The 17,604-nt window shown below is 66.4% G+C and carries 18 protein-coding genes and 2 riboswitches; of the genes, 9 read left to right on the top strand and 9 right to left on the bottom strand.

All coding sequences use genetic code 11. From position 1 onward, the window contains the following. Positions 1 to 25 precede the first annotated feature (25 nt). Together opgC and ACP7AX_RS16150 are read right to left on the bottom strand one after the other, a co-directional pair. On the bottom strand, positions 26 to 2,503 hold the full coding sequence (gene opgC / locus ACP7AX_RS16155; protein ID WP_426227808.1) for an OpgC domain-containing protein: 2,478 nt from the start codon (positions 2,501 to 2,503) through the stop codon (positions 26 to 28). 139 nt (positions 2,504 to 2,642) lie between these two features. After that, positions 2,643 to 2,978: a hypothetical protein gene (locus ACP7AX_RS16150; RefSeq protein ID WP_426227806.1), complete on the bottom strand. Its 336-nt coding sequence runs from the start codon at positions 2,976 to 2,978 to the stop codon at positions 2,643 to 2,645. A 288-nt stretch (positions 2,979 to 3,266) separates the two neighbouring features. Beyond that, positions 3,267 to 3,382, top strand: a riboswitch (SAM riboswitch). Positions 3,383 to 3,395: 13 nt separating this feature from the next. Here ACP7AX_RS16150 and ACP7AX_RS16145 point away from each other — a divergent pair. Genes ACP7AX_RS16145 through ACP7AX_RS16130 form a run of 4 tightly spaced genes read left to right on the top strand, consistent with a single transcriptional unit; the run spans position 3,396 to position 5,793 of the window. Beyond that, positions 3,396 to 3,653, top strand: a complete 258-nt coding sequence (locus ACP7AX_RS16145; RefSeq protein WP_131683249.1) for a DUF1737 domain-containing protein — start codon at positions 3,396 to 3,398, stop codon at positions 3,651 to 3,653. Continuing rightward, the gene (locus tag ACP7AX_RS16140; protein ID WP_426227804.1) at positions 3,650 to 4,060 is read left to right on the top strand and encodes a rhodanese-like domain-containing protein; all 411 of its coding nucleotides are present in this window, start codon (positions 3,650 to 3,652) and stop codon (positions 4,058 to 4,060) included. The genes ACP7AX_RS16145 and ACP7AX_RS16140 overlap by 4 nt, the downstream gene beginning before the upstream one ends. After that, on the top strand, positions 4,061 to 5,269 hold the full coding sequence (locus ACP7AX_RS16135) for an O-succinylhomoserine sulfhydrylase (RefSeq protein ID WP_426227802.1): 1,209 nt from the start codon (positions 4,061 to 4,063) through the stop codon (positions 5,267 to 5,269). Between the two features lie 5 nt (positions 5,270 to 5,274). Next, the gene (locus ACP7AX_RS16130; RefSeq protein WP_426227800.1) at positions 5,275 to 5,793 is read left to right on the top strand and encodes a methyltransferase family protein; all 519 of its coding nucleotides are present in this window, start codon (positions 5,275 to 5,277) and stop codon (positions 5,791 to 5,793) included. Here ACP7AX_RS16130 and ACP7AX_RS16125 read toward each other — a convergent pair. After that, positions 5,752 to 6,957 carry a glycoside hydrolase family 26 protein gene (locus ACP7AX_RS16125; RefSeq protein WP_426227798.1) on the bottom strand — a complete coding sequence of 402 codons (1,206 nt, stop codon included), beginning with the start codon at positions 6,955 to 6,957 and terminating at the stop codon, positions 5,752 to 5,754. The two genes, ACP7AX_RS16130 and ACP7AX_RS16125, sit on opposite strands and share 42 nt — an antisense overlap. A 62-nt stretch (positions 6,958 to 7,019) precedes the next feature. Further along, positions 7,020 to 7,910, bottom strand: a complete 891-nt coding sequence (locus tag ACP7AX_RS16120; RefSeq protein WP_426227796.1) for a LysR family transcriptional regulator ArgP — start codon at positions 7,908 to 7,910, stop codon at positions 7,020 to 7,022. 69 nt (positions 7,911 to 7,979) lie between these two features. Between ACP7AX_RS16120 and ACP7AX_RS16115 the strand changes: the two genes are divergently transcribed. After that, complete coding sequence (locus ACP7AX_RS16115) at positions 7,980 to 8,603, top strand: LysE family transporter (protein ID WP_131683255.1); 624 nt, start codon at positions 7,980 to 7,982, stop codon at positions 8,601 to 8,603. A 174-nt stretch (positions 8,604 to 8,777) separates the two neighbouring features. Further along, the gene (locus ACP7AX_RS16110; protein WP_426227793.1) at positions 8,778 to 9,440 is read left to right on the top strand and encodes a hypothetical protein; all 663 of its coding nucleotides are present in this window, start codon (positions 8,778 to 8,780) and stop codon (positions 9,438 to 9,440) included. Between the two features lie 7 nt (positions 9,441 to 9,447). On the opposite strand, the gene ACP7AX_RS16105 is transcribed toward ACP7AX_RS16110, so the two are convergent. Both ACP7AX_RS16105 and ACP7AX_RS16100 read right to left on the bottom strand, forming a co-directional pair. Then, entirely contained in the window at positions 9,448 to 10,677 is a 1,230-nt protein-coding gene (locus ACP7AX_RS16105; RefSeq protein ID WP_426227791.1) for a glutamate--cysteine ligase 2, read from the bottom strand. A 61-nt stretch (positions 10,678 to 10,738) separates the two neighbouring features. After that, complete coding sequence (locus ACP7AX_RS16100; RefSeq protein ID WP_131683257.1) at positions 10,739 to 12,262, bottom strand: UDP-N-acetylglucosamine 1-carboxyvinyltransferase; 1,524 nt, start codon at positions 12,260 to 12,262, stop codon at positions 10,739 to 10,741. 234 nt (positions 12,263 to 12,496) lie between these two features. On the opposite strand from ACP7AX_RS16100, the gene ACP7AX_RS16095 reads away from it, so the two are divergent. Continuing rightward, positions 12,497 to 13,360 carry a hypothetical protein gene (locus ACP7AX_RS16095; protein WP_426227789.1) on the top strand — a complete coding sequence of 288 codons (864 nt, stop codon included), beginning with the start codon at positions 12,497 to 12,499 and terminating at the stop codon, positions 13,358 to 13,360. 28 nt (positions 13,361 to 13,388) lie between these two features. Here ACP7AX_RS16095 and ACP7AX_RS16090 read toward each other — a convergent pair whose 3' ends face one another. Genes ACP7AX_RS16090 through ACP7AX_RS16080 form a run of 3 tightly spaced genes read right to left on the bottom strand, consistent with a single transcriptional unit; the run spans position 13,389 to position 16,467 of the window. Beyond that, positions 13,389 to 14,183, bottom strand: a complete 795-nt coding sequence (locus ACP7AX_RS16090; RefSeq protein ID WP_426227787.1) for an energy-coupling factor transporter transmembrane component T family protein — start codon at positions 14,181 to 14,183, stop codon at positions 13,389 to 13,391. Next, positions 14,180 to 15,814, bottom strand: a complete 1,635-nt coding sequence (locus ACP7AX_RS16085) for an ABC transporter ATP-binding protein (RefSeq protein WP_426227785.1) — start codon at positions 15,812 to 15,814, stop codon at positions 14,180 to 14,182. Before ACP7AX_RS16085 ends, ACP7AX_RS16090 begins: the two co-directional genes overlap by 4 nt. Further along, positions 15,814 to 16,467 carry an ECF transporter S component gene (locus tag ACP7AX_RS16080; protein WP_426227783.1) on the bottom strand — a complete coding sequence of 218 codons (654 nt, stop codon included), beginning with the start codon at positions 16,465 to 16,467 and terminating at the stop codon, positions 15,814 to 15,816. Before ACP7AX_RS16080 ends, ACP7AX_RS16085 begins: the two co-directional genes overlap by 1 nt. A gap of 67 nt (positions 16,468 to 16,534) precedes the next feature. After that, positions 16,535 to 16,676, bottom strand: a riboswitch (TPP riboswitch). A gap of 57 nt (positions 16,677 to 16,733) precedes the next feature. Between ACP7AX_RS16080 and ACP7AX_RS16075 the strand changes: the two genes are divergently transcribed. Together ACP7AX_RS16075 and ACP7AX_RS16070 are read left to right on the top strand one after the other, a co-directional pair. Continuing rightward, on the top strand, positions 16,734 to 17,276 hold the full coding sequence (locus ACP7AX_RS16075; protein WP_131683261.1) for a heme-degrading domain-containing protein: 543 nt from the start codon (positions 16,734 to 16,736) through the stop codon (positions 17,274 to 17,276). Positions 17,277 to 17,312: 36 nt separating this feature from the next. Then, the gene (locus tag ACP7AX_RS16070) at positions 17,313 to 17,576 is read left to right on the top strand and encodes a DUF4235 domain-containing protein (RefSeq protein WP_108598066.1); all 264 of its coding nucleotides are present in this window, start codon (positions 17,313 to 17,315) and stop codon (positions 17,574 to 17,576) included. Positions 17,577 to 17,604: the final 28 nt, after the last annotated feature.

Raw genomic sequence — 17,604 nt, 5'->3', positions numbered from 1 at the left:
CGCGGGGCGTCAGGTGGAAGTGGCGTCAGGTCGGGATGATCCGGAAAAGGAAACGCTTCCGCACCATGAGCCAGAGCAGTCCCAGGATCACTGCGTAGGCGGCGGTGTTGATTAGGACATCACCCTGGCGCAGCACCGGGATGTTGGCGATGACTGCTATGAGCAGCACGTGCATGACAAAGACGTACAGGGTGGCCCGGCCCAGCGGGATGAGGAACCAGCCCAGGGCTCGCTGCACCGGCTTCCAGTAGGCGGTGAGGAACGCGTACGCGGCGACCACCAGCACCAGGACATTGACCAGGCGTCCGGGGGCCAGGTACGTCCGCGCAAAGTAGGACTCGTACATGGTCCGGTAGGCGCTGTCCGGAATAACGGCCAACCGGATATCGAAGCCGTTTGCCAGGTACGGATTGCCCCAGGACAGGAAAGCGAAAACGGTTGCGGCCACGGTGCAGGCCACCACTGCCCACGGGTTTGCCGTCAGCCACGCCACGACTTTCCGCCGGTGGAAACCCGCAACGAGGCCGATCACAAACAGCACCTGCCACACCAGCAGGGGAAACGAGTCCTCGAACTGGGAGGGCAGCAGGCGGAAGCGTGTGGTTGCGCCCAGCGCATAGATACCCAGCGTTGCCGCCAGCACCCACCAGGCTTTGCCGCGGTTGAGCGCAGCCAGGATCAACGGGCTGGCCAGCAGCAGGATGACATAAAGGCCCATCACATTGAACTGCCACGGCCCGAACTGGAGCAGCAGAATGGCGGGAAGGAGCTGGGGCGGCACCGGAAACTGGAAGAGGGATTCCATGCCCGCATAAAGATCGTAGGTCCGCCCGGCAGCGTCATGGCCGGCGCCCCCTGTGCCTTGGTCTGTGTAGGACGTGAGGGAATCGGTCTGGAAAATTGGCGCCAGCGAAACCAGGAAGATGCCGAGCAGGACCACCAGGGCAGTGACATAGAGCTTTCCGGCCCGCCGAACAGTCAGGTCCACTACCGTGCCGAAATCCTCTTTGACCCGCGGCCCATAGACCATCCCCACCACCAGTCCGGAGAAGAGCACGAACAGCTCAGCTCCGGAAACAAAGCCCACCGCCTCCTGCGTCAGCAGCTGGAACAGGGACGTCATACCGAGGTGGTTCACCACCACAAACACGATGGCGAGGCCGCGCAACAGGTCCACGCGGGAGTCCCTTTTCGACGGGTCGGTGTAGCCCCACGCGCCAACCGCCGAGACTCTTCGAGGGATCTGCCACAGCGCTAGCAGCAGGATGAGCAGGGCCGCTCCCACACTCCAGGCGGCGGCGCCAGTCAGGGTGTTGGCCTTGGAGTAGGCCTGCCCGGCCTGGACTTCGGTGACCGGCCCCGTGACCAGGCCTGACGCATCGAGCCGTGCCCGCGCGGCTGCCGCCACGTCCGGGTTTCCTGTGATGGTCCAGTCGATGCTGGCAACACCGGTGTCCCGGGTGCTGACCCGCTCGTCCCAGACCACGGCGGCTGTCCTGCTGAAGCGCGCGGACGTGGCCAGGTCAAGTGTCTGGTCCCACCAGGCGCCCTTGATCCCGGCTTCCCCGGCACCGCCGGTGGACGGGCTGTAAAAAGCCGCCGTCTGCAGGAGGAACGGCTTGTTCCGCTGCTCAACGTAGCTGGCGTAGAAGTCCTCGTTTCCGGCGCCGGCCAGCATTCCTGCCAGCTCCCCGTCAGCGGGCACGGTGTTGACGGCGGACTTCCCGGCAGTGTCGTCGTGGTAAGCCGAAAGGCCCACCCATTCGACGGCGTCGTCCCCGGGATAATAGGGCGCGTAGGCACCGTCGGCGCTGTCCCAGACGCCGTCGCCGTTGGTGTCCAACAGGGCGAAGCCCTGGCTCCCGGCGGCAGGGGCGTTGCGGTTCCGTTCGAAAGGGTAGTCCCGCCCAAGGTAGGGCTCCCACACCATGACGGTGCCGGCGTCGTCCGTTTCCTTAAACGCGGCAGCTACCGCCCGGAACGCAGAGCGATACGCGGCCGGCTGTTGCCCCCAGTCAACCCAGCTGCCGTTCATATCCGGGGCAAAGCGCACCAGCAGCTGGCCCTGGAAACCCGCCGAGATGCCGGCAACTTCAGCAGCGAAGGCGTCCCCCGCCGCCGCGTCGAGCTGATCAAGCGGAACAGTGGGCTTGACGGTCAACATGGCGTGGGAGCCCACGGCGGCGGCCTGGTCCAGGAACTGCCGGAGATTGACCTTTTCTGCGTCGCGGAACGGAATGGAGATGTCGTGGCCGAAGACGGCGGGGGTGGCCCCCAGCCGTTCGGCAAAGGATTCGGCGGAGTCCTGGCCCCATTCGAGGACAACGCCCAGCAGGGGCTTGCCCTCCTCCGGAGCCGGCCCGGGTTCGGCGGCTGCGGCAGCACCGGCAGGCAGGAGGCCGAACAGGATGAGCAGGGCTGCAACGAGGGCTGCCGGAAACGGGTTGCGGAGACGGGGTACGTCCGACGGCGGCAAACGTCTGACTACGGTGGCTGGTGGCATGCTGGTGTGGACCCTCCCCCAGGACGGCTTATCAGTGATGGCGGCCGGTGCCCCCTGCGAAAACTCTATCGGTCCTGGCGGGTCCGGGTGCCGGCCCCAAGGGCCGGAAGGTCCAGGCTGCCGTGCGCGCTGACCGGCCTTAGCCGGCCACGATCACCAGCGGGACCAGCCGCTCCGCGCATGAAACGCGGACCAGCGCCTGCGGCCCGGACGCCACCCTGTTATTGACTCCGGTATCGTCGCACCAGTCCACGCCGTAAGGGTAGGCGGACACCCCGGCCTTGCCCGCGGCCATTCCCGCCGGGACAGTGAACACCAAGGTGAAGCCGCCGTCGTCGGTCATGGGGGCCAGTTCCTCCAGGACGTTGACTCCGGCAGCGTCCCGGACCGTCACCTGGACTTTGGCGTCCGCACCGTAGCGCGCATCGCACACTGTGTCCTGGGCGCTGACGGTGACCTGTGCTCCGGGCCTCACTTCGGCCGGCGAAACAGTGTAAGTAGGCGGCATGCAGGGCGGCGGTGCCCAAACATCCCGGCAACCGGCCACGCCAGCCAGGATCGAAGCGCCGCAAAGCGCGGCGGCCGCCAACCGCGCAGCGGCGCCTCTCCTACCCGGTGTCCTGCTGATGTCCGCCATGAACCTGATTGTCCCGCCCGGATGCGGAGGGAAGAAGCACGCGCAGGTTACGAAAGTCCGGGTTGGTTACGCAACATGACGGCGGCGGCGGTGCGGCCGGGTGGGCCGGATGTTACGTTTTTGGGGAGTAATGAGAACCGGCGCCAAGCCCTGACTGGCCGGTCGGCAACCCTCCCTTTCGCGGCGGGGTGCCTCAGGTGAATACTCGGCATATCGACCCATTCGAGCTGCAAGCGTGAAAGAAGGAGTTCCGTCGTGTCTGACGCCCCCGCCCCTGAAGAGAAACTGTCGTACCGGCTTGTCACCGGGCCGGACGACAGGTCCTTCTGTGAACGGATTTCCGCTGCCCTGGCCGAAGGGTATGTCCTGCACGGCAGCCCGGCCGCAACGTCCAACGGCGGCCAGGTGATTGTTGCGCAGGCCCTCATCCTGCCCTCTGCCATCGCCACCGCTGACGCCGCCGTCGCCACTGCTGTGGACGATCTCGACTTCGACGGCGAGGGCCACGCATGAGCTACGCCGGAGACCTCACCCCGCAGGAAGCCTGGGCCAAGCTGGAGCAGGGCGCCATCCTGGTGGACGTCCGCACCGAAGGCGAATGGGCGCACATCGGCATCCCGGACACCAAAGCTACGGACAACGATCCCCTGTTCATCCAGTGGACGTTCCCGGGCGGGATCCCCAACCCGGATTTCCTCACCGACCTCACCCAACAGGCACCGGAGGACTCAACCACCGAGCTCGTGTTCCTCTGCCGCTCTGGCCAGCGGTCCATCGCGGCCGCCATCGCCGCAACGCAGGCAGGCTTCACCTCTTTCAATATTCTGGAAGGTTTCGAAGGCGAGCCGGACCGCTATGGCGAGCGCACTGTCAACGGCTGGAAGAACCGCGGCCTGCCCACCAACCTCGGAAGCAACTAAGTGACCTTCAACAAAGATGCCGCCGGCTGGAGCCCTGACACCCAGGCCGTCCGCGGCGGGCTGGACCGCACGAATTTCCAGGAGACCACCGAGCCGGTGTTCCTGAACTCGGGCTTCGTTTACGAATCCGCCGCCGCAGCCGAGCGCGCCTTCACGGGCGAGGACGAACGCTTTGTCTACTCCCGTTATGGCAACCCCTCCGTGGCCACCTTCCAGGAACGGCTCCGCCTGCTCGAAGGCACGGAAGCCTGCTTTGCGACGGCGTCGGGCATGTCCGCTGTTTTCACCGCCCTGGGTGCGCTGCTGGCGGCCGGGGACAGGGTGGTGGCCGCACGCTCGCTGTTCGGCTCCTGCTTTGTGATCCTGAACGAAATCCTGCCGCGCTGGGGCGTGGAGACTGTCTTTGTGGACGGTCCTGATTTGGACCAGTGGCGTGAAGCCCTGTCCGAGCCCACCACGGCCGTCTTCTTCGAATCGCCGTCGAACCCCATGCAGGAGATCGTGGACATCGCGGCGGTCAGCGAACTGGCGCACGCTGCCGGGGCCACCGTGGTCGTAGACAACGTTTTTGCCACTCCCCTGCTGCAGCGCTGCGGCCAGTTCGGCGCGGACGTGATTGTCTACTCCGGCACCAAGCACATCGACGGCCAGGGCAGGGTCATGGGCGGGGCCATCCTGGGCACCAAGGAATTCATCGACGGCCCGGTCAAGCAGCTCATGCGCCACACCGGGCCTGCGCTGTCCGCGTTCAACGCCTGGGTGCTCACCAAGGGCCTGGAAACCATGGCGCTGCGCGTGAACCACTCCTCAGCGTCCGCACTTCGGCTCGCGGAATGGCTGGAACAGCAGCCGGCCGTCAGCTGGGTCAAGTACCCCCTGCTGAAGTCGCACCCCCAGTACCAGCTTGCCGCCCAGCAGATGAAGGCCGGTGGCACCGTCCTCACGCTGGAACTCGCGACGACGGGCGGCCGCTCCGGGAAGGAGGCCGCCTTTGCGCTGCTGGATGCCCTGCGGATCATCGACATCTCCAACAACCTCGGCGATGCCAAGTCGCTGATCACCCACCCGGCCACCACCACCCACCGCGCCATGGGTCCCGAAGGCCGAGCCGCCATCGGTCTCAGCGACGGCGTTGTACGGCTTTCGGTCGGCCTGGAGGACGTGGACGATCTCATCGGCGACCTCGAACAGGCGCTCAAGCAGATCTAAGCATCATGACCGGAAAGCGGGACCGGAAGCGGCTGCTCTCCAACATCCCGTTGCCCGAACAGAACCTCGCCGGCCTCGCGGCGGGCCTGGTACTCCAGCGTGTCGTTCCGCTCCGGATCGGCCGTCCGTCCGGCCCTGCGTCTCCACTGCTGACAACGGCGGGTGCCGCTTCGCTGGCGGCCGGTGGAACGCTCGTCACGTGGGCCTGGTTTGCCGCGCGGAACACCCGACTGGCCCATCCCGAAGCCTTGGTGACCGGCGGACCCTACGCTTTCTCGCGCAATCCGATGTACCTGGGCTGCGCGCTGATCCAGCTTGGAGCTGGACTGCTGCAGAACAATGCCTGGATGGTTGCAGCCCTCCCGGTGGCGTCCGCCGCCATGCACCGCGAGGTGCTCCGGGAAGAAGCCTTTCTGGCTGAGGCTTTTGGCGAGCGGTTTACACAGTACCGGCGGTCGGTTCCCCGGTACGCGGGTTCGGCGCTAGCGCCGGGCAGCCAGTGCCGCCGAGAGGGCAGACGCTGAGGCGGCGCTGCTGTTGATCCGCCAGTCGGTCTCCTTATTGAGGTTGAACCACACGAAGCCGGAGACATCCGGCTGTGTCCTCAGGTAGGAGACCAGCGCCGCATTCCACTCCGGCTTGCTGCCACCGGTTTCGGTGCTGGCCGTTTCGGTGATGACAATCTGTTTGCCGGGGGCGATGATCCGGAGCTCCGCCAGGTGCGGACCGAACACGGCGACAGGCAGTTGCCAAGAACTCCACACCTGGGTGGTTCCCCAGTTGTAGGCGTCCAGGCCCACGGTGTCCACGTACGCATCGCCGGGATACAGTGCGGAGTTTTCAACCGATCCGCCTCCGTTGGGCGCCCACACCCAGTTCACATTGGTTGCTCCGGCGGCGCTGACAAGAGCGTGCACGTGCCGCCACGCCTGAACATAGTCACCGGGACTGTTGCCGTTGACCGCTTCGGCCCACGGGTACCAGTCGCCGTTCATTTCGTGGGCGAAGCGAAGCATTACCGGCTTGCCCCAGGACGCAAGGGCGGCTGCCCACTGGCTGATGTAAGGATCGAAATCTCCCGCGGTGATGCGGGCCAGTGCATAGGCCGGCTGGGTCACTCCGGCACCGGCGATCCATGGTTCCCAGGTGAGCAGCGGCATTGCGCCGCGCTGCACCACCGATTCCAGTTCAAAGACGGGCGGGGCCTGCCGGAAGTCCTTGTAGGAGAGCACGATTCCCGGGCTTTCCCCCACCAGTGCCGCCACTGCGTCAAGCTCGGCGCCGGAGGCAGCCCCGCCTGGGGTGGCGACGCCGAACCGAAGGAACGCCGAACTGACCGGCGGCACACCGGCGAGGACGCTGAACGTTGTGGTGGCGGACATCTTGCCGGAAGCCGCCACCAGTACCACAGGACCCTGCGCGGTCAACCCGATGGTGGCCACCACACTGAAAGTCCCGTTCTTGCCGGTCTGGAAAGCCACCGGCGATGAGCCTCCTGTAATGGTGCCCGCGGACGATCGCGGAAACCCGGTTCCGTTGAGCGTCACACTGCTGCCGGGCGGACCGGCGGCGGGTGTGAGGCTCACGGCAGGAGCCGGGGCTGCGGTTGCAGCACTCGCGCCCACTCCCACGCTGGCAGCAGCCAGCCCGATTCCCAGCAGCGCGCTGCGTCGCGTCGGATAATTCATGCATCGTCCCCCTTGTAGTCGATGCGTTCCTGGACGCGCCGTTGGTCAATAGTATGGCCGCATCAGCGGAGGTGTTTGGCCGCCGTCTCACGGACCGCCGCGGACAACTGGTTCAGCAGGAGTGAATCGATCTTCCAGCGCTGCCAGTACAAGGAAACGTCAAGAGGATGCTCCGGGGCCAACTCCATGAGGTCCCCGCTCCGAAGGTCTGCCAGGCACTGCTGCTCCGGCAACAGCCCCCAGCCCAGGCCCAGCCGGATGGCCTGGGCGAACTCGGCCGAGGACGGAACATAATGCCGCGGTGCAGCCAGGACCGCGCCAGTTACCGCCGTGAAGAATTCATCCTGCAGGTGGTCCTTGCGGTCGAAGTCCACCACCGGCACCCGGCTGCCTGCCGCGAGTTCCGGGCCGGCCGGCCACCAATGGCTGATGTAACCGGGACTGGCCACAGCCCTGTACCGCAGGGCGCCCAGCGCTTCCACGCTGCAGCCTTGGACCGCTTCCGGGGTGGCGGTGACCGCGGCCATCACCATGCCGGTCCGCAGGAGTTGCGTGGAATGCTGTTCGTCCTCCCGGTGGAGCTCAAAGGAGGCGCCGAGGCCCGGAGGCAGGCTTGCCAGTGCAGGTAAAAACCATGTGGAAAGAGAATCCGCGTTCACCACAAGCGGGATGGGCCTGCTCTGTTCTCCGTCGCGGTCCCCGAGTTCCTGCCGGGCATCCCACTCCAGTTGCCTGACCTGCCGGGCGAACCGCAGGACCGCCTCGCCGGCCGGCGTGGGGCGGGCCGGGTTGGTCCGCTGCAGCAGGATCTGCCCGGCAGCATCCTCCATCGCTTTGAGCCGCTGGGAGATGGCCGACGGCGTGACGTACAGGGTGCGGGCGGCGGCTTCCAGGGTGCCGCCCTCCACCACGGCGGCAAAGGTCCGGAGCTGCTCCAACTGAAAGGTCTTCATTAGACTTCCTTAATAGAGCTAAGAATCATTAGCTGGCGTAATTGTAGCCCCGGCCGTACGTTGGAAACCATGGAACTCACTGCCCTCGCGTCCGCTGTCGCCCTCGGCTTCGGCACCGGCCTGGCCCTTATCGTGGCGATCGGCAGCCAGAACGCCTTCGTGCTGCGGCAGGGCATCCGCGGTGAGCACGTCGCCGCCGTCGTGCTCGTCTGCAGTGTCTCCGATGCGGTGCTTATCGCCGCGGGGATTGCCGGCGTCGGGGCGTTGATGGAGACGAGTCCTGTGGTGGTGAACGTGGCGCGCTATGCCGGGGCGGCGTTCCTCGTGGGGTACGGCGTGCTGGCGGCCCGGCGGGCAATCCGCCCGGGGGCGCTCACGGCCTCCGGCAAGGAGCCCGCCCTACGATCCCGGGCGGCCATCGCCACTGTGCTGGCCCTGACGTGGCTTAACCCGCATGTCTATCTGGACACCGTGCTGCTGCTCGGTTCCGTGGCCAACCAGCAAGTTGAGGAGTTGCGGTGGTGGTTCGGCGGCGGGGCAATGGCGGCCAGCCTCGGGTGGTTCTGTGCCCTGGGTTTCGGAGCCCGGGCCCTGCGTCCGTTCTTCGCGCGGCCATCCTCGTGGCGCATCCTGGACGGCTTCGTGGCTGTTGTCATGCTGGCGCTGGGAGTCCGCCTTGCGCTGGGAGCCTGAGCCCCTGCGGTTCATCCCCTGCTGGTGACCAGGCCTGTTAACCCGGCCTCTTGACAGACCTGTTGACCGCCCTGTTGACCGCCCTGTTGACCGAGGGGCCGGTGCGGCGTAGCTTCGTGCTCACCAACCGCGATGCCGCTGGGCCACCGCATCCGCCGGACCCGGGAGCCACCAATGACCGGAAAAGAATCGCCCCAAGGCATCAGGCCCTACCGCAAGGCCGGAGCAGTCATCGTTGCGGCAAGCACCTGCTGGGGAATCGGAGTTTCCTTCGTGGGGATGGTGCACGCCACCAGGGACCCGGCAGCCAGGCTGGCGATGCTCCAGGACAGCCGGGGGCCCTGGATACTGGGCCAGTTCCTTGCAGCCGCGGGCACCATGGCCGTGCCGGTCGGGTTCGTCCGGTTTGCCCAGGCCGTCCGGTCCGGCCCCACGAAAACCCTTGCCACGGGCGCGGCGGCCGCACTTGTTGCCGGCGCCCCCTTGTTTGTCGTGGCCTTGGCGGACCGCGCCGCGGACCTCGAAAAGTTCGCTTACCGGCGCGGCGCAAGCTGGCCCTTCCTCACCTACTCCGGACTCCATGTGGGGGCCCTCGCTGCCTTGGGTGCGGGGCTGCTGCTCTCGCCGCTCAAGCCTTGGAGCGGCCTGACCGCGGCCTCAAGCGCGCCCCTTTTCGGCGCCATCCTGGCCGGGACGAAGGACATCCCGCCATTTGTTTTCTACCTCGTGGAAGGGGCCATCGGAGCGCAGCTGATGCGCTACGAAGAAGTGTCCCCCGCGGCACCTGCACCACACGAGAACGCCGCGAAGGAGAACGCCGCACAGGAGAGCCCGTAGCTGGAGATCAGGACTGACGGACCCTGAGCAGTTCCGGGGCGTCGTCCACCTCAGGCAGGCCGGAGGTGCCGCGCATCGTGACGCCGACGGCGTGCGCCACGACGGCGCCCATCCCGCCGTCGTCGGGGTCTGAGTTTTCCCGGGCGGAGTCCCGCACCCGGCGCTGTTCAGACGAGCCGGTGCCGCGGGCAATAATGTCCTCGACGCCCTGCCGGGCCAGGGCAAGCTCACCCTGTTCCTCGAGCACGGGCGCCAGATAGTCCACCAGCGAGCGCACCACCTCCACGGCGGGCGCGGGCCGGAAGGTGCCGAAGTCCAGCAGTTCGCCACTCAGCCCGCTGCTGCTCGCCTGCCAGGCCGCCATCCGCAGCAGCACTGTGGGCACCGGCGCGGGATCAACGCCCTCGCGCCAGTCCCGGCTGGCGGATTCCACCAGGGCCCGCACCAGAACCGCAATCAGGGCGGCGTCCTCCGCACGGAGGCAGACATCAGCCACCCGGACCTCCACGGTGGGGTGGTTCCGGGACAGGCGGGCATCGAAGTAGAGCATGCCTTCATCCAGCATCACCCCGCTGTCCAGCAGGCGCGTCACCACGCGCCGGTAGGCGGAATAGGTGCCGTAAATGGTGGCGGGCCCGGAGGTGGGCCACCGGTTCCAGGCCTGGGTGCGGTAGCTTTCGAACCCTGTTGGCACCCCGTTCCAGAACGGCGAGTTGGCACTCAGGGCGGTGAGGACCGCCAGCTTGTCCCGTATCCGGTCCAGGACGGCCACGCCCTCCTCAGGTGACTCGATGAAGGTGTGCACGTGGAAGCCGCAGGTCAGCTGCTCCTGCGCCGTCAGGCCAAAACGCTCCAGCATGCGGGCGTACCGGGCGTCCGGGGTGGTGTGGCTGGTGGACGCCAGCGGGGACGTGGCCAGCGCAGCCACCCGCGCGCCATGTTTCCGCGCGGCCTCGTCCGCCAGGAGCCGGCCGGCCCGGATCTGCGGCAACAGCTCGGCGTACTCCAGGCACGGACGGGTCTGGGTCTCGATCTGCTCAAGCTTCAGCTCGGCACTCAAGCCCATTTCGTCGTCGTCGTAAGCGGTTTTGTCCTTCGTCCCCAGGACGCGCGGATCCTCCGGAGCATCATCAGCGGCAAGCCGGCGGCCCGAAAGCAGGGCATCCGCTAGGGCAAGCGGCTCCCCCGTCTCCGGATCAACGATCAGGAGTTCTTCCTCGACGCCGAATGTTCGCATGCTTATATTGTGCTTCAACCGCCGCCCGGTTCGCCGAGTTACGGCCCATCATGACGCACCGCTAATCCTGGAAGTACTCCACCTTGGCGCCGATGGCGTTGAGCCGCTCGGCCAGATCCTCGTAGCCGCGCTCGATCACATAGATGTTGCGCAGCTCGGACACGCCGCGGGCGGCAAGCATGGCCAGCAGCAGGCAGGCGGCCGGGCGGAGGGCCGGCGGGCAGCCCACCTCGGCGGCACGCCACTTTGTGGGGCCGTTGACGTAGATCCGGTGCGGGTCCAGCAGCTGCACCTGGGCGCCCAGCTTGTTCAGTTCCGTCAGGTAGATGGCGCGGTTCTCATAGACCCAGTCGTGGATCATGGTCTGGCCATGCGCGTTCGCAGCAATGACAGCAAAGAACGGAAGGTTGTCGATGTTCAGGCCAGGGAACGGCATGGGGTGGATCTTGTCTTCGGGTGCGCGCAGCTCGGAGGGCTTCGTGGTCACATCCACCAGCCTGGTACGGCCGTTCCGCGCCATGTACTCCCCGGAAACCTCCAGCTGCTGGCCCATCTGCTCCAGGGTGGCCAGCTCGATCTCCATGAACTCTATGGGAACCCGCCGGATGGTCACCTCGGAGTTAGTGACGATGCCGGCGGTGATGAGGCTCATGGCCTCAATGGGGTCCTCGGACGGGAAATACTCGATGTCGACGTCGATGAACGGCTTCCCGGTGATCTTCAGGGTGGTGGTGCCCACGCCGTCGATTTTCACACCCAGCATCTCGAGGTAGAAGCAAAGGTCCTGGACCATGTAGTTGGGGCTGGCGTTGCGGATGACCGTGGTGCCCGCACGGTGCGCTGCTGCCATGATGGCGTTCTCCGTGACGGTATCGCCCCGTTCGGAGAGGACAAAAGAGCGGTCCTGCGTGTCCGGTTTTGGAGCCTGCACGCTGTAGAAGCCGGCAGTGGCCTCAACCGACAACCCGAACTGGCGCAGCGCCTGCATGTGCGGTTCCACCGAGCGGGTGCCGAGGTCACAGCCGCCGGCATACGGCAGGCGGTATTCAACGGACTCATCCAGCAGCGGACCGAGGAGCATCAGCACACTGCGGGTGCGGCGCGCAGCGTCCACATCCATGCCATCCAGGTTGAGTTCCGCCGGCCGGCGCAGCTGGAGATCGGTGTCATTGAGCCACGTGCACTCGACGCCGATGCTGGTCAGCACTTCGACGATCCGGTTAACCTCTTCGATCCGGGCGAGGCGGCGCAGCACGGTGGTGCCGCGGTTGATCAGGCTGGCGCACAGGAGCGCCACCCCGGCGTTCTTGCTGCTGTTGACGTCCACGGCTCCGGACAGCGTCCGTCCGCCCTCGATCCGCAGGTGCGTCATCTGGGGCCTGCCCACGTTGACCAGGCTGCGCCCAAAAATGGTTTCCAGCCGCTGGATCATCTTGAGGCTGAGATTTTGCTTGCCCTGCTCCATCCGCGCAACGGCGCTTTGGCTGGTCCCCATGGCGGCTGCGAGCTGCCCCTGGGTCCAGCCCTTCTCTGTGCGGGCGTCCCGGAGGGTGGCGGCAATGTGTTCGGCAGCTTCCTGAGTCATGGCTCGAAAATATCACGGATGAGTTATTCAGGACGCTGAAAGCCCATTTTTGGCGAGAATCATCACATAATATCCGTCTCATGCGATATCAGTGCGCTTACCTCTGGCTCCTTGACCCGGCTTGACGGGCGGGGGAGACTGAAAACACCGGCTTCGCAGTCACCGTGTTTCGGGGCGCAGTCAGCCCCACCATCCGGACAGACTTTCTGCCGCCGGCAACAGTGGAGGTCAGCGATGCACGAAAACCCGAGGCACGGGTACTCGCTGCGGGGACACATTGCCGTTGGCTTCCGCCTCGCTTTGCTCGCCACTTTCTGCCTGCTGATGACTGCTCTGGGCCTGGCGATGGCTCCGGCGGCAAGCGCCGCCCCGTCCCCCGGCGACGGCGCCGAGCAGGCTCTGGGCAACGACATCTCCTGGCCCCAATGCGGCGAAGACTTCCCGGATGCTCCGGCCTTCGGCATCGTGGGCGTGAACAACGGCCTCGCGAACACCACCAATCCCTGCCTCGCCGAACAGCTCCGCTGGGCCGAGGCAATCAGCGTGAATCCGACCAGCCAGCCATCGGTTGCCCTCTACGTCAACACCGCCAACCCGGGCCTCGCAGGTTCCTGGTGGCCCACCAGCAACGAATACCCGGCCGGCCAGGCTGTCGCCAACCCCTACGGAACATGCAAAACGAAGGATGTTGGTGCAGCCTGCGCGTACATGTACGGCTACGCCAAGGCCTACGACAACGCCCACACCCGTGGCATCGAGAGTCCGGAGGAGTACCTCTGGTGGCTTGATGTGGAAACGGACAACAGCTGGTCTACAGACCGGAACGCCAACCGGGCAGTCCTCGAAGGCATGACAGCGTTCTACCAAGGCATCGGGGCCGGCGTCGGAATCTACTCCTCCAGTTACCAGTGGAGGCTGATCGTGGGGATCGTCGAGGAGTCCAGCAACCTCTACGGCCTGCCCAGCTGGCTGGCAGGCGCCCGCACTGCATCAGGGGCGGAAGCCAAGTGCTCGGATGCCCCTTTGACGGCCGGCGGTGACGTAGCGCTGACCCAGTTCGTGTCACACGGCTTCGATTACGACTACTCGTGCGATTAGCTGCTGGTGCAGTCAGCTACCCGCGCGGTCAGCGCCAGACGAAGTTCCAGGTCCCCGCGCTGACGGCTGAGACTACGGCGGCAGCCGCGATCAGCACCCCGCCCAGCACAACCCAGACGTCCATGACCGAGTAGGTGGATTCACGGGCCCAGGTCCTTTGCGCGCTCCCAAAACCGCGGGCTTCCATGGTGACGGCCAGCCGGGAAGCCCGGCGGATGGCCTGCACCAGCAGCCCGAAACTCTGGCCCAGCGTTGCCCGCATCCGCTGGAGGGGACTGCCGTGCGAGCCCACGCCCCGGGCCCGCCGCGCCATCCCGATGGTCTGCCATTCTTCAGCCATGAGCCCCACCAGCCGCATGGCCGCCAGGGTGCCGAGCACAAAGCGGTGCGGCAGTTTTGCCTTCTGGGCAAGCGCGTCGGCGAGGTCGGTCGGGTCAGTGCAGCTCATCAGCAGGATGGCCGGCAACGCGATCGCCAGCCCGCGGAGCATAAAGCCAACCCCCAGCTGCAGCGAACCTTCGCTGATGGACCAGATGCCGACGTCGAGCAGTACAGCGCCGCTGTCCGCCGCCACAATCGCGGTGCTCCAGCCGCCCAGGGCTGCCGCGAGGATGAGCGGCCAGCCCCGCTGCCACAACAGGCGGAGAGTCAGCCCTGCAAGGGGAAAAAGCGCCAACTCGGCCACCAGCGCCGTTGTAGCCGAGACCCAGTCGATGGAAAGGGCCAGCACCAGGGTGATCAGGAAGACTGCCGCGAACTTCACCAGCGGGTTGGCCCGGGTGAGGACGGCATGGTTGCCGCGCAGGTTCAGTTCTGCCCTCATGAGGCACCGGCGTTTAGGCGCGCCCCGCCGAGGGAGGCCGGGCCAAGGTGCAGTTCCGTGCCGCCCAGGACAGCGCTGAACTCCTGATCGTGCGTCACCGAGACCACCGCGGTTCCGGCATCGAGCAGTTCAGAGAGGAAAGACGCAAGTTCCGCCCAGGTGTTGGCATCCTGGCCGAAGGTCGGCTCGTCAAGGACCAGCACCTTGGGGTGGGCTGCCAGGACCGTAGCCACAGAAAGCCGCCGCTTTTCGCCGCCGGAGAGCGTATACGGGTTGGCTTCCACCAGATGCGTCAGGCGAAGCCTTTCCAGCAGGTCATCCACCCGTTCCTCCCCGTGACCCAGATGCCGCGGGCCGAACATCAGCTCATCCAGCACATTGCCGGTGACGAACTGGTGTTCGGGCTCCTGGAAGACCGTTCCGATGCGGGAAATCAGTTGGTTTGCCTTCCACTTGAAGGGGTCGATCCCGGCTCCCTGGCTGAGATCGACGGCGGCGGAAACCTTGCCGCGGACCGGTGCGAGCAGGCCGGCGAGGGTCAGGGCGAAAGTGGATTTTCCGGCGCCGTTGGGCCCCGTCACCGTCAGTGCTTGGCCTGCCCGTACCTGTGCGGTCACGCCCTCCTGTACCGGCACCGGCGGGATGGTCCTGAAGCCCCGGCGGCGCGGACGCTCGCGTGAGACTGCCAGGTTTTCGGCGGCGAGCAGCAGGTTCCCGGAGCCGGCGGAGGTGCGGGTCCGGGTGGGCGGGAGGTATCCCGGCACCCAGACACCGGCCCCGATCAGCATCTCCCGCGCCTCGGCGAGCACCTGGTCCGGCGGGCCGTCCAGCAGGACCGCCGAACCGTTGGCCGAGCCGGGCTGCAGCACCACAATCCGGTCCACCAGGTCCTTCCACACGGACACCCGGTGTTCCACCACCACCAGCGTTGCGCCGGTCTTGTCCAGGCAGCGGCCCACCGCGTCACGGACTTCGAGCACCCCTGCGGGATCAAGGTTGGCCGTCGGTTCGTCGAGCAGGATCAGCCCGGGCCGCATCGCCAAAATGCCCGCGAGCGCCAGGCGCTGCTTCTGCCCGCCGGACAGGGCCGACGTCGGGTGGTCCAGCGGGAGCCCCGCGGCACCCTGCCGTGCGGTTCCAAGCGCCGCGGCGCCATGCTGTGCGGCACCCTGCCGTGCGGCACCAACACCGCCGGCGGCACTCCGGAGCCCGACGTCGTCGAGCGCTTCCTGCACGCGCCGCCAGATCTCGTCCCGGGGAACCGCCAGGTTTTCGGCGCCGAAAGCGACGTCGTCACCGACTCGAGAGAGAACCACTTGGGTTTCCGGGTCCTGCTGCATCAGCCCGGAGCGGCCGCGCTGCCCGCGGGGAACTCCGCCGTCGATCAGCAGCGAACCGGTCTCGTCGGCGTCGTCCCCTTCATCCCCCAGCACCCCGGCGAGGGCGTGCAGCAGAGTGGATTTGCCTGCGCCGGAAGGGCCCAGCAGGAGCACCCGATCGCCCGGAGCAATATCGAGATCGAGCCCCTGGACGGCGGGGGCTGACCGGCCGGAGTGGCGCCAGCCCCAGCCGCGCGCGGTCACCGCGGCGGGGCGCACCAGTGCCGCGGTGCCGGCGTCGGAAGCGGCCATCAGCTGAAGACAGGCTCCGAAGCTGCCTTTCGTGACGCAAAGGAGCTAAGCACGCCGGTCCGGGCCAGGCCACGGGTGGCGATCCAGGACAGCGCACCGGCAATCACAGCGCCGGAGATGGTGCAGAACACGATGTAGGCCAGCTTGTCACCGGGTTCATAGGCGATGTTCCAGCCCCACGGGAGGAAGGAGTCGTTCAGGCCGCAGAACAGTCCGGCCCCGGCGCCGGCCAGCAGCGCGACGATCAGGTTGTACTTCTGGTGCAGGAACGGCGCGAACCTGAACCTGCCGTACACCAGCAGGAAGAACACCAGCTCGGCGCCCAGGCCCTGGAGGACTCCGGAGATCAGCACCGTGGCGCCGTACTGGGAGCCCATGATGAGCTCGCCGGTGGCCGCTACGGTTTCGCAGAAAAGTGCTGCGCCCGGCTTGCGGATGATGAGCATGCCCAGCACCGCGGGGATCATCCAGCCGCCGGCCAGCAGGCCGGTGAGCGGGGGGTAAACGGCGTTCATCGGCGCGGAAACGATGCCCGCGCCCTGCGACCATGCCCAGAAAATGACGCCGCCGGCGATCGCGATAAGCGCGGCCACCACAATGTCTACGACGCGCCAGGTATTGCTGGTCTTTTTGTTCAATGCTGCAGTGCTCATGTTGGTCCTCCTGAGGAACAGGAGGGGAAAGTGCATCCCGGCACGCGGCGTTGCCGCCGTCGCCGGACACTTCGAGAACTCGACTCCCTTGCGCCGGTACTAACCGGATCAGGTTCGAGGGTCTGCGGCTGTCCGCACTCTCAGCGCCCACCTACGGTTCCCTGGCTATGCCAGTGATGTCCGACGGCGGCGCTCCCCTGTCGTAAATAAATCTGCCCTGTTGGGCGTGGTCCAGTTTACACCGCCGGAGGGGTAGATTGTGGGCCATGACCTCCGACCCGTCCTCCGTTACAGCATTCGATCCCGACTCCGGCGAAGACCAGCCCCGCGCCGCCCTGGAAGCACTGATAGCGCGGATCGAAGGCGAGATAGCCGAGCTTCAGTTCCCCCGCTTCACCAAGGATGACTCCCTGAACCTGGGTCTCCTGCTGGTGGAGCTGGGCAAGGGCCGGAACATGCCCATCGCGATCGATATCACCAAGGCAGACCAGGTCCTGTTCCATGTGGTGCTGGACGGCGCCACGCCGGACAACGAGCACTGGGTGCGGGCCAAACAGCGCACGGCGGCGCGCTATGAAGTTCCCTCACTGCTGGTGGGCCTGCGGGGCCGCCTGGATGGTGGCCGGATCGAGGACCAGGGCTGGTACGACGAATCGGTTTATGCGGCTCACGGCGGTTCGTTCCCTATTTACGTCGCCGGCGTGGGGGCCGTGGCCACGGTGACGGTTTCGGGCCTGCCGCAGCAGGCGGACCACGACCTTGTGGTGGAAGCTCTGCGGGAGATCCTGGCGTCGATGCGGTTAGGCTAAGGTCAGTCCCTTTTCCGCCCGCTAGGAGTCACAAGAATGAACCTTTTCATCAAGCTGCTTGGCACCGGTGTCAGCCTCGGCGCCGGATTCCTCGGCACCAAGGTAGTCAACGCCGTGTGGGAGAAGTCCACGGGCCGTAAGCCGCCCACAGGTAAGCACGAGGACACCCCCACCACCCTGCGGTCCGCCCTGACCTTCGCGCTCATCTCGGCCTCGGTCAGCACCATCATCCAGGTGCTTGCCAACCGTGGCACCCAGCGCGCCATCACCCGCTTCGCCAAGTCCCAGGACATCGTCTAGCAAATAACACCGACGGCAATCCGGCCGT

The sequence above is a fragment of the Pseudarthrobacter sp. DSP2-3-2b1 genome, from assembly GCF_049895945.1.
Taxonomy (GTDB): domain Bacteria; phylum Actinomycetota; class Actinomycetes; order Actinomycetales; family Micrococcaceae; genus Arthrobacter.
Note: the sequence above shows the minus strand (reverse complement) of the source record. Positions and strands in the feature narration are given on the sequence as shown.

Excerpts from the sequence above, each read along its gene's own strand:
- ACP7AX_RS16140 (WP_426227804.1), top strand. The coding sequence starts at position 3,650 with ATGAGCTACGCCGGAGACCTCACCCCGCAGGAAGCCTGGGCCAAGCTG.
- ACP7AX_RS16125 (WP_426227798.1), bottom strand. The coding sequence starts at position 6,957 with ATGAATTATCCGACGCGACGCAGCGCGCTGCTGGGAATCGGGCTGGCT.
- ACP7AX_RS16100 (WP_131683257.1), bottom strand. The coding sequence starts at position 12,262 with ATGACTCAGGAAGCTGCCGAACACATTGCCGCCACCCTCCGGGACGCC.
- ACP7AX_RS16090 (WP_426227787.1), bottom strand. The coding sequence starts at position 14,183 with ATGAGGGCAGAACTGAACCTGCGCGGCAACCATGCCGTCCTCACCCGG.
- ACP7AX_RS16080 (WP_426227783.1), bottom strand. The coding sequence starts at position 16,467 with ATGAGCACTGCAGCATTGAACAAAAAGACCAGCAATACCTGGCGCGTC.
- ACP7AX_RS16120 (WP_426227796.1), bottom strand. The coding sequence starts at position 7,910 with ATGAAGACCTTTCAGTTGGAGCAGCTCCGGACCTTTGCCGCCGTGGTG.
- ACP7AX_RS16105 (WP_426227791.1), bottom strand. The coding sequence starts at position 10,677 with ATGCGAACATTCGGCGTCGAGGAAGAACTCCTGATCGTTGATCCGGAG.
- ACP7AX_RS16130 (WP_426227800.1), top strand. The coding sequence starts at position 5,275 with ATGACCGGAAAGCGGGACCGGAAGCGGCTGCTCTCCAACATCCCGTTG.
- ACP7AX_RS16115 (WP_131683255.1), top strand. The coding sequence starts at position 7,980 with ATGGAACTCACTGCCCTCGCGTCCGCTGTCGCCCTCGGCTTCGGCACC.
- ACP7AX_RS16085 (WP_426227785.1), bottom strand. The coding sequence starts at position 15,814 with ATGGCCGCTTCCGACGCCGGCACCGCGGCACTGGTGCGCCCCGCCGCG.
- ACP7AX_RS16095 (WP_426227789.1), top strand. The coding sequence starts at position 12,497 with ATGCACGAAAACCCGAGGCACGGGTACTCGCTGCGGGGACACATTGCC.
- ACP7AX_RS16070 (WP_108598066.1), top strand. The coding sequence starts at position 17,313 with ATGAACCTTTTCATCAAGCTGCTTGGCACCGGTGTCAGCCTCGGCGCC.
- ACP7AX_RS16110 (WP_426227793.1), top strand. The coding sequence starts at position 8,778 with ATGACCGGAAAAGAATCGCCCCAAGGCATCAGGCCCTACCGCAAGGCC.
- ACP7AX_RS16075 (WP_131683261.1), top strand. The coding sequence starts at position 16,734 with ATGACCTCCGACCCGTCCTCCGTTACAGCATTCGATCCCGACTCCGGC.
- opgC (WP_426227808.1), bottom strand. The coding sequence starts at position 2,503 with ATGCCACCAGCCACCGTAGTCAGACGTTTGCCGCCGTCGGACGTACCC.